The following is a 15,093-nucleotide window of genomic DNA, read 5'->3' as shown; positions in this document are numbered from 1 at the left end:
GGCAGGGGTAGAGGAAGCGATGAATGCGCCGTACGACGGTGACCGGGGCCGGACCCCGGGTGACGGCTCTCAGCCACCGGAGGACCCGTACGCACGGGACGCGTATCCGCGCGACCCGTACGAGGGCCGCGACGACCCGTCCACCGTCGAGCTGACCGGCGTCGACGGCCTGCTCGGCGGCGCGCCCGGCGAGGGCGACGGGAGCGGGGACGGCCGTGGCGGTCATGACGGCCAGGTGCCGCAGCCGCCCCAGTCCCCTCCGTCGCCCCAGAACGACGCCTTCGCGCACCTCTTCCGCGACCAGGGCCACGAGCCGCAGCACGCGCAGGGCGCGCCCCCGCACGCGCGGCAGCACACCCCGAACCCCCAGCAGCCTCCGCAGCCGCAGGCCCCCTCGCAGGCCCAGGCACCGCCCCCGCCACGGCCGCCCCACCAGCCGCAGCACCCGGACCAGGCAGGGCACCCCGGCCAGCAGGCGCAGCCCGCCTACGCCCAGCAGCAGGCCCCGCGGGCACAGGGAACGCAGCAGTCCCAGCAGACGCAGGCCATCCCGCACACACAGCAGACACAGCCCGCGCAGCAGCCGTTCGCGCCCCAGCAGTCGCACCAGCCGCCGCAGGGCCCGTACGAGCCGTCGCGGCAGCCCCAGCAACCCCACCAGCCGCAGCACCCCCCGTACGCCGCCTCCCCCCCGCCGCCCCGGCCCGAGGCAGCCCCGCCCATGGGCCCGCCCGCGGGTGCCGCGGCGCCCGGAGCCGAACCCGTCGGACAGCCCGTAGGACAGCCGGGCGGGGGCCCCTCGGGCCCCGCAGGCCCCCCGGGACCCGACGCGGCCCCGGCCGCTCCGCCCTCGTCCGACGGGGGCGGAGGAGGCGGCGGAGGCGGCGGCCTCCTGAAGTCCAGCGCCATAATGGCCGCGGGCACGATGGTGTCCCGCCTGACCGGCTTCGTACGGTCGGCGATGATCGTCGCCGCGCTCGGCGCAGCCGTCCTCGGTGACACCTACCAGCTCGCCATCACCGTGCCGACCATGATCTACGTGCTCACGGTCGGCGGCGGCCTCAACTCGGTCTTCGTCCCGCAGCTCGTGCGCGCCATGAAGGACGACGAGGACGGCGGCGAGGCGTACGCGAACCGGCTGCTGACACTCGTGGCCGTGCTCCTCGGTGTTCTCACCGTGCTGGCCGTCCTCGCGGCGCCGCTGCTGGTCAAGCTGATGTCGGTCAAGATCGCCGACAACCCGCAGGCGAACGAGGTCGCGGTCTCCTTCGTCCGCTACTGCCTGCCCACGATCTTCTTCATGGGCATCCACGTGGTGATGGGCCAGATCCTCAACGCGCGCGGGCGCTTCGGCGCCATGATGTGGACCCCGGTCCTCAACAACATCGTGATCATGTCGACGATCGGCATGTTCCTCTGGGTCTACGGCACCGCCGCCACCTCCCAGATGACCGTCGACTCCATCCCGCCCGAGGCCGTGCGCCTGCTGGGCGTCGGCACCCTGCTCGGTCTCGTCGTGCAGGCCCTCGCGATGGTCCCGTACCTGCGGGCCGCGGGCTTCAAGGTCCGGCCGCGCTTCGACTGGCGCGGGCACGGCCTCGGCAAGGCGGCCAAGCTCGCCAAATGGACGATCCTCTTCGTCCTCGCCAACCAGGCCGGCGTCCTCGTCGTCTCCCAGCTCTCCACCTGGGCGGGCGAGACCGCCTCCCAGGACGGCCACTCCGGAGCGGGCTACATCGCCTACTCCCAGGCCCAGCTCATCTGGAACATGCCGCAGGCGATCATCACCGTCTCGGTGATGGCGGCCCTGCTCCCCCGCCTCTCCCGCGCCGCCGACGACGGCGACACCGGCGCCGTCCGCGACGACATCTCGCACGGCCTGCGCAACTCCGCCGTCGCCATCGTGCCCATCGCCTTCGGCTTCATCGCCCTCGGCATCCCGATGTGCACCATGATCTACGGCTCCTCCGGCCTCGACGCCGCCCGTTCCATGGGCTACACGCTGATGGCCTTCGGCATCGGGCTCATCCCCTTCTCCGTGCAGTACGTGGTCCTGCGCGCCTTCTACGCGTACGAGGACACCCGCACCCCCTTCTTCAACACGGTCATCGTCGCCGCCGTGAACGCCGTCGCGTCCGCCGCGTGCTTCCTCGTGCTGCCCGCGCGCTGGGCCGTCGTCGGCATGGCGGCCTCCTACGGCCTCGCCTACGTCATCGGGGTCGGGGTCGCCTGGCGCAGGCTGCGCAGGCGACTGGGCGGGGACCTGGACGGCTCGCGCGTGCTGCGTACGTACATCCGCCTGGCGGGCGCCAGCGTCCCTGCGACCCTCGTCGCGGGCGCCGTGGTCTACGGAATCACCCAGGGCCTGGGCAGCGGCGTGCTCGGCTCGGTGACCTCCGTGCTCGCGGGAGGGATCGCATTGGGCGTTGTCTTCGTCCTAGCGGCGAAGCGGATGCGCATCGAGGAGATGACGGCGATGGTCGGTATGGTGCGCGCCCGGCTCGGACGGTAGTACGGAGCACCGGGTACAACCATCGACGGCCACCGTGTGTCGTGCATAGCGGCGGACTGTGGGCACAATTGTTTCCGGCTGTTTCGAAGAGTGGCTGCAACGGATGGGGAGGCAGGAACGACGGTGGCGGAACGGAGCACGGCTGCCGTCGACGTGGCCGAGACGAGCGGCGAGGATACGCCGCCGACCGCCCAAGGGGCCGGGGTCACGACCGACGGAGCGACGGACAGGCACAGCGGCGGCACCACGACCGCCGCTGACGCCCAGCACACCGGCACCAACGGCACGGCCACCTCGGAGAGAGACGGCGACGAGGCATCCCCCGAGAGCGAGGGCACAAAAGCGGACACCACCTCCGACACCACAGCCGAGGAAGCGCCCGACTCCCCCGACGAGGCCACCGGCACAGCCGTGAAGGCCCCGTCCCCCGACGCGAAACCGGACGGGGAGGCGGAAGCGCCCGAGGACAAGTCCAAGACCAAGGCCAAGGACGAGGACGAGGACGAGGACGAGGACGAGAACAGCGGGGCCAGGGCCAAGAGCACCGCCAAGGACCCCGTCAAGAGCCCCGCCAAGGACAAGCCCAGGGCCAAGACCGCGTCCTCCGACGGCGGGAAGCCTGACGGCGGCAAGTCCGACGGCGGCAAGAAGGCCACGGCCGAGCGCGCCGAGGCCACCTCGCCGACGCCCGAACCACCGGAGCTGCACAGCGGCCACAAGCTGGCCCGGCGCTACCGTCTGGAGGAGTGCGTCACCCGTCTGGACGGCTTCAGCAGCTGGCGTGCCGTCGACGAGAAGCTGCGCCGCGCCGTGGGTGTCCACCTCCTCCCCGCAGGGCACCCGCGCGCCCGCCGCGTCCTGTCAGCGGCCCGTTCCGCCGCCCTCCTGGGCGACCCGCGCTTCGTGCAGGTCCTGGACGCGGTCGAGGAGAGCGAACTCGTCTACGTGGTCCACGAGTGGCTGCCCGACGCCACCCCGCTGAGCGAACTGCTCGCCGCGGGCCCGCTGGAGCCCCACGACGCCTACCAGCTCGTCAGCCAGCTCTCCCAGGCCCTCGCCGCCGCGCACCGTGAGGGGCTGGCCCATTTGCGGCTGACCCCGGCCACCGTGCTGCGCACCGGCACCGGCCAGTACCGCGTCCGTGGGCTCGCCGTGAACGCGGCGCTGCGCGGCATCACCAGCGAGACCCCGCAGCGCGCTGACACCGAGGCGATCGGTGCCCTCCTGTACGCGGCGCTCACCCAGCGCTGGCCGTACGAGGAGGACGCGTACGGCCTCACCGGCGTCGGCACCCTCGCCAAGGGCACCCTCGTCGCACCCGACCAGGTGCGCGCCGGAGTGCACCGCGGCCTCTCCCAGCTCGCCATGCGCGCGCTCGTCAACGAGGGCGCCACCGCCTCCAGCCAGGAACAGCCCTGCGCGACGCCGGAGGAGCTGGCCAAGGCGGTCACCACGCTCCCGCGCATCCGTCCGCCGGAGCCCTCCTTCACCACGCCGCCGCCCTACCAGCGCACCACCTACCAGCAGGGTGCCTACGGCGCGGGCGGCCCCGGCGCCACCAAGCCGCCGGGCGGCGCCGTACGCGCCGGTGCGGCGGAGCCCCCGGCCGCGCTTCCCGGACGCACCGGGAAGGTACTCAAGTGGGGTGTGTCCGCGCTGCTGATCGCGGCGCTGGGGCTGGGCAGCTGGCAGATCGCCGACGCGCTCCTCAAGGGCGATCCGCCCACTTCTTCGGACAAGCCCTCCCCGGTCCAGGCGCACGAGAAGGCCCCCACAGGCAAGTCCGTCAAGATCGTGGGCGCGAAGGACTTCGACCCGGAGAGCAGCGACGGGCAGGAGAACCCCGAGGACGTCGAGGACGCCATCGACGGCAAGCAGGAGACGTACTGGCTCACGAGCAAGTACTACGGACGGCCCAACTTCGGGAACCTCAAGTCCGGCGTCGGCCTCATCCTCGACCTCGGGAAGCTCCAGCAGGTCAGCTCGGTCAAGGTCGATTTCATGGGCAAGACCTCGGCCGACTTCCTCGCGGCCCCCAAGGAGACCACGGGGATGCCCACGTCCCTCGGCGCGTTCAGCAAGGTCGCCAGCGGCTCGGGGGAGCACCTCACCCTCAAGGCCAAGAAGCCGATCAAGACGCAGTACGTACTGGTCTGGCTCACGAAGCTCCCGCTTTCGGACGACGGCAACTACCGTGGCCGGGTCACGGAGATCGAGGTGCTGAGCTAGGGGCCTAGGGCCAGGGGCGACGGCACCGGTACCCCTGTGGCATCTGACGCTGACGCTGACACCGACGGAGGCGCGATGAGAGAAGGGGTCCGGCGGTGAGCGGTGACCGCGGCGACGAGGCGATACGCCGCCGCGAGGAACAGTCCGAAGCGACCGCCCCGGACGGCACCGAGCACGGCGAGTACGGCGAGTCCGGCACCGAGGACGACGCACGCGAAGCGCCCGAGGGCGGCGGCGGTTCACAGCCTCCCGAGGGGCCGGGAAGGCCGGGGGGCCAGGGGCGCGGCGCGGTCACCACGGAGCACGCGGACGACCGCGAACTCCTCGCCCGCCACGTCGACGGCGACCCCGACGCCTTCGGCGAGATCGTCCGCAGACACCGCGACCGCCTCTGGGCGGTGGCGCTGCGTACCCTCGGGGACCGCGAGGAGGCGGCGGACGCCGTGCAGGACGCCCTCGTCTCCGCGTACCGCGCGGCGCACACCTTCCGCGGCCAGTCCGCCGTCACGACGTGGCTGCACCGCATCACCGTCAACGCCTGTCTGGACCGCGCGCGCAAGGCGGCCTCCCGCCGTACCGCGCTCACCGACGACACGGAGCGCCTGGAACAACTCCTGGAACCGCACGAGTCGGCCGCGGTGCCCGCCGAGCGCCAGGACCTCCACAGAGAGCTGATCGCCGCACTGTCCGAGCTTCCGGCCGAGCAGCGCGCGGCGCTCGTCCTCGTGGACATGCAGGGGTATCCGGTCGCGGAAGCGGCCCAGGTCCTCGATGTCGCCGTGGGCACCGTCAAGAGCCGCTGTGCCAGAGGACGCGCCCGGCTCCTTCCCCTGCTCACCCACCTACGCCCGAACGGGCCCGAGGGGGATAACTCGCCGCCCGGCGGGGGAAGGAACCGGACCCAGGGGACATCCGTCCCACCGCCGAGAGGCATCGCAGGATCGCCCGGAGCCGTGAAGGGAGGTGGAGGACAGACATGACATCCGCTCCTTTCGCGTCCGGCGCTTCCGGTACCGACGAACATCCGGAAGTCGCCGAGATCTCCGCGCTCACCGAGGGGCTGCTCCCCCCTGACCGCTCGACCCACGTACAGGCGCACCTCGTGGACTGCGAGCTGTGCGCGGACGTACGGGCGTCGCTCCACGAGATCCGCGACGCGCTCGGCACCCTGCCGGGCCCGGTGCGGATGCCCGCCGACGTGGCGGGCCGGATCGACGCGGCACTCGCGGCCGAAGCGCTGCTCGACTCGACGCCGCCGTCGCCGTCGCCGTCGCTGAACAGCGCTGTTTCACGTGAAACAGAAACAGGGACGGGAACAGAGACCAGGACCGAGCCGGGCACCCCCGTCTCCGTTTCACGTGAAACATCGGATGCGACGGATGCGCCACATGCGCGTGAAACGGCGGACCGCCACCCCGTAAGCGCCGCCACCGGTCGCTCCGCCGACCGCCCCGCGGGGCACTCCGGCGGTTCGACGGGACCGGGGCGCCGCGACGGCTCCCGCGGACCCCAGCGCCGCCGCCGCTGGCGCACCACCCTCGTCGCGGCTGTGGGAGTCGTCGGCGTACTCGGGATCGGCGGCCTGGTCGTCCAGTCGCTCGACTCGTCAGGGCAGGGTGCCTCCAGCGCGTCCAATGAGGGCAGCACGGACGCGAGGACCACGGCCGGCGCCGAGGACCAGGCGCTGAAGCAGCACGTGCAGACCCTGCTCGCGGAGAAGAGCCCGGCCGCCGAGTCGGCACCGGAGATCGACACCAAGCAGAGTCCCGCCACCCCGGACACCGGCGACAGCCCGATGACGGGCACCTCGGTCACCGTCCCCTCCTGTGTGCGCGAGGGCATCGCCCGCGTACGGGACGCGGACGCGTCGACGTCCGAGACCCCGCTCGCCGTCGACGAGGACGCCCGCTACAAGAAGGCCACCGGCTATCTCGTCGTCCTCCCCCACGCGGGTGGCGACGTCCGCAAGGTGGACGCGTATCTCGTGGACGCCTCGTGCGTCAGCGGCGAGGCGACGGGCCCCGGCGAGGTCCTGGTCCAGCGGACCTATCCGAAGAGCTGAACCCGCACCGTCCCCGCCCGACCGGCAGACCGCTGCCGTCGTGGCGCGGGGCGGGAATGTCTGCCCCTTAGGATCCGTTGGGTGGGGTGAACGCTTCATGCAGAAGCCCCCGGAACGCAGTCGGCAGACAAGGAAGGCTCCCGTGAGCGACGTCCGTAACGTGATCATCATCGGTTCGGGGCCTGCGGGCTACACCGCCGCGCTCTACACCGCCCGCGCGTCGCTGAAGCCGCTGGTCTTCGAGGGCTCCGTCACCGCTGGTGGCGCGCTCATGAACACCACCGAGGTGGAGAACTACCCGGGCTTCCAGGACGGCATCATGGGCCCGGAGCTGATGGACCAGATGCGCGCCCAGGCCGAGCGCTTCGGCGCCGAGCTGATCCCGGACGACGTGACAGGCGTCGATCTCTCCGGCCCGATCAAGACCGTCACCGACGGCGCGGGGAACGTGCACCGCGCCAAGACCGTGATCGTCTCCACCGGCTCCCAGCACCGCAAGCTCGGCCTGCCCCGCGAGGACGAACTCTCCGGCCGTGGCGTCTCCTACTGCGCCACGTGTGACGGCTTCTTCTTCCGCGAGCAGGACATCGCCGTCATCGGCGGCGGCGACACCGCCATGGAGGAGGCCACCTTCCTCTCGCGGTTCGCCAAGTCCGTGACGATCGTGCACCGCCGTGACACCCTGCGCGCCTCCAAGGCGATGCAGGAGCGCGCCTTCGCGGACCCGAAGATCTCCTTCGCGTGGAACAGCGAGGTCGCCGAGATCCACGAGAAGGACACCAAGCTCTCGGGGCTGACCCTCCGCGACACCGAGACCGGTGAGACCCGCGAGCTTCCCGTCACGGGCCTGTTCGTCGCCATCGGCCACGACCCCCGCGTGGAGCTGTTCACGGGCGTGCTCGACTTCGACGAGGAGGGCTACGTCAAGGTGGACGCCCCCTCCACCCGCACGAACGTCCCGGGCGTCTTCGCCGCCGGTGACGTCGTCGACCACACCTACCGTCAGGCCATCACCGCCGCGGGCACCGGCTGCTCCGCCGCCCTCGACGCCGAGCGCTATCTCGCCGCCCTCATCGACGGCGAGAAGACGCCCGAGCCCGAGAAGGCCGAGGAAGCCGCCGAGGAAGCCGCGGCAGCGGTCTGATCGAGCGCCACACTTTCGCCTACGCCCTCGCACGCATCACACAGGAAAAAGAGGAGAGCCACCATGGCCGGTGACACCGTGACCGCGACCGACGCCGACTTCGAGGAGGTCGTGCTCAAGAGCGACAAGCCCGTCCTCGTCGACTTCTGGGCGGCCTGGTGCGGCCCGTGCCGTCAGATCGCCCCGTCCCTCGAGGCCATCGCCTCGGAGCACAGCGACAAGCTGACCGTCGTGAAGCTCAACATCGATGAGAACCCGGCTGTCGCCGCCAAGTACGGCATCATGTCGATCCCGACGATGAACGTCTACCAGGGCGGCGAGGTCGTCAAGACCATCGTCGGCGCCAAGCCGAAGGCCGCCATCGAGAAGGACCTGTCCGAGTTCATCGGCTGACGCCTTCCTCGTTTCACGTGAAACGGGCCCGCTCTCTCCGGAGAGCGGGCCCGTTCGCGTAGCGACCGCATGGGTGGGGACAGACCGGAGGTGCCCTCACAGGGGCCGCAGCGCGGGCTCCTTCTGGACCGCTCCGAGCAGTTGGTCCAGCGCCCGCTCGACGTCCTCGCGCCACGAGACCGTCGAGCGCAGCTCCAGCCGCAGCCGGGGGTAGGCGTGGTGCGGACGTACGGTCTTGAAGCCCACCGCGAGAAGGTGATCGGCCGGGAGCACACACGCGGGCTCCTTCCAGCGCGCGTCCCCGAACGCCTCGATCGCCTTGAAGCCGCGCCGCAGCACATCCTTGGCCACCGTCTGCACCATGACCCGGCCCAGCCCCTGCCCCTGGAAGGACGGCTTCAGCCACGCGGTCATGAGCTGCACCGCGTCCGGCGAGACGGGGCTCGTGGGGAAGGCGAAGGAGCGGGGCACATAGGCCGGGGGCGCGTAGAGGACATAGCCGACGGGCTCCTCGTCCACATAGACGACGCGTCCGCAGGAGCCCCACTCCAGCAGCACCGCCGAGATCCAGGCTTCCTTCTCCAGCTCGGGCTGCCCCGTCTTCGCCGCCGCCTCACCGCTGACCGGGTCCAGCTCCCAGAACACACAAGCGCGACAGCGCTTCGGAAGGTCCGGAAGGTTGTCCAGCGTAAGCGGAACGAGCTGTCGCCCCATGGATCCATCGTATCCATGGGGCGACAGCTCTAAAGGTTCTTCGTATGCCTTCTTGTCCCTCCGGCCCTCTCCGTGCGCTCCGGGCTCTCCGGGCCTTACGGCTCCTCGGTGCCCTCGGAGTCCTCCTCCTCGGCCTCTTCTGAGAGCTTCTTCTCCAGCACCCGGCCCTCGCCCGGCGCGAGCTGGCCGAGGATGCGCTCCAGATCGTCTATCGAGGCGAACTCGACGACGATCTTTCCCTTCTTCTGCCCCAGGTCCACCTTCACCCGGGTCTCGAAGCGGTCCGAGAGCCGCCCGGCGAGATGGTCCAGCGCGGGGGAGACCCGCTTGCCCGCGCGCGGCCCCTTGGGCTTCGCGGTGCTCGACGGCTTGGAGCCCATCATCGTGACGATCTCCTCGACCGCCCGCACCGAGAGCCCCTCGGCCACGATCCGGTGAGCCAGCTTGTCCTGCTGCTCACCGTCGTCCACCGACAGCAGTGCCCGCGCGTGCCCCGCCGAGAGCACGCCGGCGGCCACCCGGCGCTGGACCGACGGCGAGAGCCGCAGCAGCCGCAGCGTGTTGGAGACCTGGGGACGCGAGCGTCCGATGCGGTCCGCGAGCTGGTCGTGGGTGCAGTTGAAGTCCTTCAGGAGCTGGTCGTAGGCCGCGGCCTCCTCCAGCGGGTTGAGCTGCGCCCTGTGCAGGTTCTCCAGGAGCGCGTCCAGGAGGAGCTTCTCATCGTCGGTGTCCCTGACGATCGCGGGGATGCGCTCCAGACCCGCCTCACGGCAGGCCCGCCAGCGGCGCTCGCCCATGATCAGCTCGTAGCGCTCCGGCGCCAGCTGCCGCACGACGACGGGCTGGAGCAGGCCGACCTCCTTGATGGAGGTGACCAGCTCCGCGAGCGCGTCCTCGTCGAAGACCTCACGCGGCTGCCGGGGGTTCGGCGTGATCGCCTCGAGCGGCACCTCGGCGAAGTGCGCGCCCGCTGCCGTCGCCTCCTCCCCGTGGGTCACCGCTTCGTCCGGCTCGGAAGGCTGCTGTGTTTCACGTGGAACGTCGTCCCTGCCGCCGCTGTCGGGAAGAGAGGTGACCTTCGCCGCCGCCACCCCGCGTTCCGGCGTCAGCACCGGAACCGAGGTGGGGGAGGTGGCACCGTTCGCCCCCACCGTCGGGGCCTCTTGCTGGCCGCCCCCGTCACCGGCCTTGGGCGCTGCGGGCCCGGGCGCTGCTGGGATCAGCGCGCCGAGCCCACGGCCCAACCCCCTACGTCGATCACTCACTGGGTACCCTCCGCCACGCTGCTGTGCTGATGTTGCTGTAGTGCCTGCGGCGACTGCTCAAGCTGCTGTCCGTTGGGGTCCCGCAGTGCGATCTCGCGGGCCGCCTCCAGGTAGGAGAGCGAACCGCTCGAACCTGGATCGTAGGTCAGGACCGTCTGCCCGTAGCTGGGAGCCTCGGAGATACGGACCGACCGGGGGATGTTGGTCCGCAGCACCTCCTTGCCGAAGTGGCTGCGCACCTCCTCCGCGACCTGGGACGCCAGCCTGGTGCGGCCGTCGTACATGGTGAGGATGATCGTCGAGACATGGAGATCGGGGTTGAGATGCCCCTTCACCAGATCGACGTTCCTCAGCAACTGCCCGAGCCCCTCCAGCGCGTAGTACTCGCACTGGATCGGGATGACCACCTCGGCGCCGGCGACCAGCGCGTTGACGGTCAGCAGCCCAAGGGAGGGCGGGCAGTCGATGAGGATGTAGTCCAACGGCTGCTCGTACGCCTCGATCGCACGCTGGAGACGGCTCTCCCGCGCCACCAGGGACACCAGCTCGATCTCCGCACCGGCGAGATCGATCGTGGCGGGGGCGCAGAAGAGACCCTCCACATCCGGCACCGGCTGGACGCAGTCGGAGAGCGGCTTGCTCTCGACCAGAACGTCGTAGATCGACGGCACCTCGGCGTGGTGGTCGATCCCCAGTGCCGTCGACGCGTTGCCCTGGGGGTCGAGGTCGACGACCAGGACCCGGGCACCGTGCAGGGCCAGCGAGGCGGCGAGGTTGACCGTGGTGGTGGTCTTCCCGACGCCGCCCTTCTGGTTGGCGACGATCATCACCCGTGTCCGCTCCGGCCGGGGGAGACCCTCACCTGCACGATTCATCGCCTCGACCGCCTGCTGCGCAGCGCGGCCGATCGGCGTGTCGTCCATCGGGGGCGGTGTTTCACGTGAAACATCCACCGATTCTGAACGGGGACCGGGGACCGGATCGGCCATCGGTCCCGCGATGTTGGCGTCGGACCGCAAGGGTTCACTCTCCTCGACATCAGGCTCGCTATGCACAGAGCCTGCCATGCTTTCGGTGTCGCGAACCAGCGAGCCCCGCTCTGTTGTGGATGAATCCACCCCAGAACGGGGCTCATGCGGCGGCTTCCTGTCGCGCGACCCTGCGGCGGCGCGACCGCGGCTGATGATTCCTTGCAGAAGTGAGCGGTGTTTCACGTGAAACACGATGCACGCGCACACGCCGCGCCCTGCTGCGACACTCCGCTTCGCGTAGTTTTAAGCGCTTTTATGGAGTAAGCGTCTCCCCGGGCAGAGGGCGGGCCGGCTCATGCCGCCCGCCACTCGCCACTCGGCTCAACGGCGGCGTCGACCGCCACGGGCCGCCCGGCCCGACCGCGCCGTCTTCTGCGCCTTGGCCCGCTTGGCCGCGAAGCGCACCCCTCCGGGGCTCTCCCCGACCTCGGCCCGTACGACCGTCGACAGCGGGTCCACGACCCCCTCGCCGACCTGGACGACCGACGTCTCCACGACCCCGAGCTTGTGCAGCGCGGCACGCGCGCCCTTCAGCTCCTCCTCGGCCGTGTCGCCCTTGATCGCCAGCATCTCTCCGTAGGGACGCAGCAGCGGCACGCCCCAGCCCGCCAGCCGGTCCAGCGGCGCCACGGCGCGCGCCGTGACCACGTGGACCGGAGGCAGCGTCCCCAGGACCTCCTCGGCCCTGCCCCGCACCACGGTGACGTGGTCCAGGCCCAGCAGCTCCACGACCTCCTGGAGGAAGGTCGTACGCCGCAGCAGGGGCTCCAGAAGCGTGATCTTGAGGTCCTCGCGTACGAGCGCCAGGGGAATCCCCGGCAGCCCAGCGCCCGACCCGACATCGCAGACCGCCACCGACTCCGGGACGACCTCCGAGAGCACCGCGCAGTTCAGCAGGTGCCGCTCCCACAGCCGCGGCACCTCGCGCGGGCCGATCAGCCCGCGCCGTACGCCCGCGTCGGCGAGCAGCTCGCCGAAGCGCACCGCCTCCGGCAGGCGGTCACCGAAGACCTTCCGGGCCGCCTCGGGCGCGGGCGGAAGCTCCGCTGATTCCCCTGGCTGCTCCGTCACGGCAGCACGACCACGCAGCGCTGCGGCTCCTCGCCCTCGGACTCGCTGCGCAGGCCCGCGGCCTTGATCGCGTCGTGGACGACCTTGCGCTCGAAGGGCGTCATCGGCTTGAGCTTCACCGGCTCGCCGCTGCCCTTGGCCTCCTCGGCCGCCTTGGCGCCCAGCTCGGCCAGCTCCTCGCGCTTACGGGCCCGGAAGCCCGCGATGTCGAGCATCAGACGGCTGCGGTCGCCGGTCTCGCGGTGCACGGCGAGCCGCGTCAGCTCCTGAAGCGCCTCCAGGACCTCGCCGTCCCGGCCCACCAGCTTCTGGAGGTCACGCGTCGCGTCGTCGCTGATGATCGATACGGCGGCGCGGTCGGCCTCGACATCCATGTCGATGTCGCCGTCCAGGTCGGCGATGTCGAGGAGCCCCTCCAGGTAGTCGGCAGCGATCTCGCCCTCCTGCTCGAGGCGGGTGAGCGTGTCGGTGCCCTCATCAGGGGCCACCTCTGCCGACGGCGTGGGAACAGTCGTGTCCGTCACGGCATGGACTCCTTCTTGCTACTTCTTCGACGGGTGCTTGGGACGCTGCGGGCCGCCCTTGCGCTGCTGCCCGGACTTCTTCTGACCGGACTTCTGCCCGGACTTCTGGCCCGACTTCTGCGAGGGCTTCTTGCCCTGCTGACCGCTCCCCTGGCCGGAGGAGGTGCCGCCGCCGGAGGCCGGCGAGTCGTCGTCGCTCTTGTCCAGGGACGTCTTCGCCACGCTGTCCTGGGGCTCAGCGGTACGGTCCGCCGCCGTACCGCCCGCGGCGGCGCCGGTCTGACGCTGCGACTTCGTCTGCCGCTTCGGCTGCTGGCGCTTGGCGCGGGCCGCCTCGACGGCCTCACGCGCCTCGACCTCCTTGGGGTCCTCCTTGATCTTGCCCGCCGCGATCAGCTTCTCCTGACGCTGCTTGTAGGCGAGGGAGCCCGGGGTCGGGTTGCGCTTGATCACGTACATCTGCTGCCCGAGGGTCCACACGTTGGTGGTCAGCCAGTAGACGAGGACACCAACGGGGAAGTTGATGCCGAAGACGGCGAACATGATGGGGAAGACGTACATCAGCATCTTCTGCTGCTGCATAAACGGCGTCTTCACCGTCAGGTCGACGTTCTTCGTCATGAGCTGGCGCTGCGTGTAGAACTGCGAGGCCGACATCAGGACGATCATGATGACCGTGACGACGCGGATGTCGGTCAGCGAGGCGTGCAGCTCGGCGGCCTTGCCCGCGCTGTCCATGAACTTCGCGGCGATCGGGGCGCCGAAGATCTGAGCGTTACGCGCGCTGTCCACCTGGTCGGCGGTGAGCACGCCGACCGGGCTGTTGCGCGAGATGTGGTTGAGCACCTGGAAGAGGGCGATGAAGAAGGGCGACTGCGCGAGGATCGGCAGGCAGCTGGAGAGCGGGTTGGTGCCCGTCTCCTTGTACAGCTTCATCATCTCTTCGGACTGACGCTGCTTGTCGCTCTTGTAGCGCTCCTGGATCGCCTTCATCTTCGGCTGGAGCGCCTGCATGTTCCGCGTCGACTTGATCTGCTTGACGAAGAGCGGGATCAGGCAGATCCGGATCAGCACGACCAGGAAGAAGATGGACAGACCCCAGGCCCAGCCCCCGTCCTCGTCGAAGACCAGGCTGAACAGCGAGTGGAACTGGACGATGATCCAGGACACAGCGTAATAAAGAGGACTCAGGATCGTGTCCACGAATCAGGCTCCTTGGGCGTTGGACTGGGTCCGGTGCTGCTGCCAGCGGGAGCGGATCCGCTGGTGCCATACCGGGTGCTTCCGGGCGGGGACATGGTCGACGCCACCTGGCGACCAGGGATTGCAGCGCAGGATGCGCCAGGCCGTCAGTGCCGTCCCTTTCACGGCGCCGTGCTGGTGGATGGCCGTGTAGCCGTAATGCGAGCACGACGGGTAGTACCGGCACACCGGCCCGAGCATCGGACTGATGGTCCACTGGTACAGCTTGATCAACCACAGCAGCGGGTACTTCATCGCGAAGGCCCTCCAAGCAGCCGCTGCAACGCGGTGTCCAGGTCGCGGGCCAGTTCATCATGGCCCGCCGCGCCCGCACCGGGCAGCGCCCTTACGACCACCAGGCTACCTGCGGGCAGGAGAGCCAGTCGGTCACGCATCAGATGACGCAGCCGCCGCTTCACGAGATTGCGGACGACCGCGTTGCCTATGGCCTTGCTCACGACAAAACCCGCACGGGCCGGGGGATCGTCTCCCCCCGCCGCGTGCGGGTCCCTGTCGCTTTGGCCGCGGAGGTGGACGACGAGGAGCGGGCGACCGGCCCTGCGCCCTCGGCGTACCGCGGCTGCGAAGTCCTCGCGCCGCCTCAGCCGGTTCTCGGTAGGCAGCACGTCATGGACCTGTGGTCAGGCTTCAGGCCGACAGACGGGCGCGACCCTTGCTGCGGCGGTTCGCCACGATGGCGCGGCCGGCGCGGGTCCGCATGCGCAGCCGGAAGCCGTGGGTCTTCGCGCGGCGGCGGTTGTTCGGCTGGAAGGTGCGCTTGCTCACTCGGGGGCTCCAGGAATGCTTCGTGTCACGTGATCGCCACGCGACAGGCTTGTGGGGCGTCGACAGGCTGTCACCGTGCGCCCACGAGTAGCTCGCAACGCCCGAGTGTGAACCGCTTCG

13 protein-coding genes and 2 pseudogenes are annotated in these 15,093 nt (G+C 70.4%); 6 read left to right on the top strand and 9 right to left on the bottom strand.

Going from position 1 to position 15,093, the window contains the following annotated elements:
* Window positions 1–19 precede the first annotated feature (19 nt).
* The 6 genes and pseudogenes from murJ to trxA all read left to right on the top strand — a co-directional run.
* Window positions 20–2,512, top strand: coding sequence for a murein biosynthesis integral membrane protein MurJ (gene murJ / locus ACWGJ2_RS03555; RefSeq protein ID WP_453344270.1), 2,493 nt, complete (start codon window positions 20–22; stop codon window positions 2,510–2,512).
* A 123-nt stretch (window positions 2,513–2,635) separates the two neighbouring features.
* The gene (locus ACWGJ2_RS03550) at window positions 2,636–4,741 is read left to right on the top strand and encodes a hypothetical protein (protein WP_453344269.1); all 2,106 of its coding nucleotides are present in this window, start codon (window positions 2,636–2,638) and stop codon (window positions 4,739–4,741) included.
* A gap of 302 nt (window positions 4,742–5,043) precedes the next feature.
* A pseudogene (sigM, locus tag ACWGJ2_RS03545) lies at window positions 5,044–5,721 on the top strand (RNA polymerase sigma factor SigM); the annotation flags it as partial.
* Window positions 5,718–6,803: an anti-sigma factor family protein gene (locus ACWGJ2_RS03540; protein ID WP_453344268.1), complete on the top strand. Its 1,086-nt coding sequence runs from the start codon at window positions 5,718–5,720 to the stop codon at window positions 6,801–6,803. The pseudogene sigM and the gene ACWGJ2_RS03540, both read left to right, overlap by 4 nt.
* A gap of 142 nt (window positions 6,804–6,945) precedes the next feature.
* Window positions 6,946–7,947, top strand: a complete 1,002-nt coding sequence (gene trxB / locus ACWGJ2_RS03535; RefSeq protein ID WP_453344267.1) for a thioredoxin-disulfide reductase — start codon at window positions 6,946–6,948, stop codon at window positions 7,945–7,947.
* Between the two features lie 42 nt (window positions 7,948–7,989).
* A pseudogene (trxA, locus tag ACWGJ2_RS03530) lies at window positions 7,990–8,340 on the top strand (thioredoxin); the annotation flags it as partial.
* Between the two features lie 96 nt (window positions 8,341–8,436).
* On the opposite strand, the gene ACWGJ2_RS03525 reads toward trxA, so the two are convergent.
* The 9 genes from ACWGJ2_RS03525 to rpmH form a co-directional block, all read right to left on the bottom strand.
* A complete protein-coding gene (locus tag ACWGJ2_RS03525; protein ID WP_453344266.1) occupies window positions 8,437–9,054 on the bottom strand; it encodes a GNAT family N-acetyltransferase in 618 nt (205 codons plus the stop codon).
* 95 nt (window positions 9,055–9,149) lie between these two features.
* On the bottom strand, window positions 9,150–10,319 hold the full coding sequence (locus ACWGJ2_RS03520; RefSeq protein ID WP_453344265.1) for a ParB/RepB/Spo0J family partition protein: 1,170 nt from the start codon (window positions 10,317–10,319) through the stop codon (window positions 9,150–9,152).
* Window positions 10,316–11,386 (bottom strand): ParA family protein, encoded by a 1,071-nt coding sequence (locus tag ACWGJ2_RS03515; protein WP_453344264.1) that lies wholly within the window; start codon window positions 11,384–11,386, stop codon window positions 10,316–10,318. The genes ACWGJ2_RS03520 and ACWGJ2_RS03515 overlap by 4 nt, the downstream gene beginning before the upstream one ends.
* 285 nt (window positions 11,387–11,671) lie before the next feature.
* Window positions 11,672–12,421: a 16S rRNA (guanine(527)-N(7))-methyltransferase RsmG gene (gene rsmG, locus ACWGJ2_RS03510; RefSeq protein ID WP_453344263.1), complete on the bottom strand. Its 750-nt coding sequence runs from the start codon at window positions 12,419–12,421 to the stop codon at window positions 11,672–11,674.
* Entirely contained in the window at window positions 12,418–12,945 is a 528-nt protein-coding gene (locus ACWGJ2_RS03505) for a Jag family protein (protein ID WP_453344262.1), read from the bottom strand. The genes rsmG and ACWGJ2_RS03505 overlap by 4 nt, the downstream gene beginning before the upstream one ends.
* Before the next feature lie 18 nt (window positions 12,946–12,963).
* Window positions 12,964–14,148 (bottom strand): membrane protein insertase YidC, encoded by a 1,185-nt coding sequence (gene yidC / locus ACWGJ2_RS03500; protein WP_453344261.1) that lies wholly within the window; start codon window positions 14,146–14,148, stop codon window positions 12,964–12,966.
* 3 nt (window positions 14,149–14,151) lie between these two features.
* Complete coding sequence (yidD, locus tag ACWGJ2_RS03495) at window positions 14,152–14,442, bottom strand: membrane protein insertion efficiency factor YidD (protein ID WP_453344260.1); 291 nt, start codon at window positions 14,440–14,442, stop codon at window positions 14,152–14,154.
* Complete coding sequence (gene rnpA / locus ACWGJ2_RS03490) at window positions 14,439–14,813, bottom strand: ribonuclease P protein component (protein ID WP_453344259.1); 375 nt, start codon at window positions 14,811–14,813, stop codon at window positions 14,439–14,441. The genes yidD and rnpA overlap by 4 nt, the downstream gene beginning before the upstream one ends.
* 22 nt (window positions 14,814–14,835) lie before the next feature.
* Complete coding sequence (gene rpmH, locus ACWGJ2_RS03485; RefSeq protein ID WP_016906158.1) at window positions 14,836–14,973, bottom strand: 50S ribosomal protein L34; 138 nt, start codon at window positions 14,971–14,973, stop codon at window positions 14,836–14,838.
* Between the last annotated feature and the right edge of the window lie 120 nt (window positions 14,974–15,093).

The organism is Streptomyces sp. NPDC054796, assembly GCF_053611545.1.
The sequence above is the reverse complement of the archived record's forward strand: the minus strand, read 5'-3'. Positions and strand labels throughout refer to the sequence as shown.

What these genes read in the sequence shown, in the direction of transcription:
- murJ (WP_453344270.1), top strand. Translation starts at nt 20, where the DNA reads ATGAATGCGCCGTACGACGGTGACCGGGGCCGGACCCCGGGTGACGGC.
- ACWGJ2_RS03540 (WP_453344268.1), top strand. Translation starts at nt 5,718, where the DNA reads ATGACATCCGCTCCTTTCGCGTCCGGCGCTTCCGGTACCGACGAACAT.
- ACWGJ2_RS03525 (WP_453344266.1), bottom strand. Translation starts at nt 9,054, where the DNA reads ATGGGGCGACAGCTCGTTCCGCTTACGCTGGACAACCTTCCGGACCTT.
- ACWGJ2_RS03515 (WP_453344264.1), bottom strand. Translation starts at nt 11,386, where the DNA reads ATGGCAGGCTCTGTGCATAGCGAGCCTGATGTCGAGGAGAGTGAACCC.
- yidD (WP_453344260.1), bottom strand. Translation starts at nt 14,442, where the DNA reads ATGAAGTACCCGCTGCTGTGGTTGATCAAGCTGTACCAGTGGACCATC.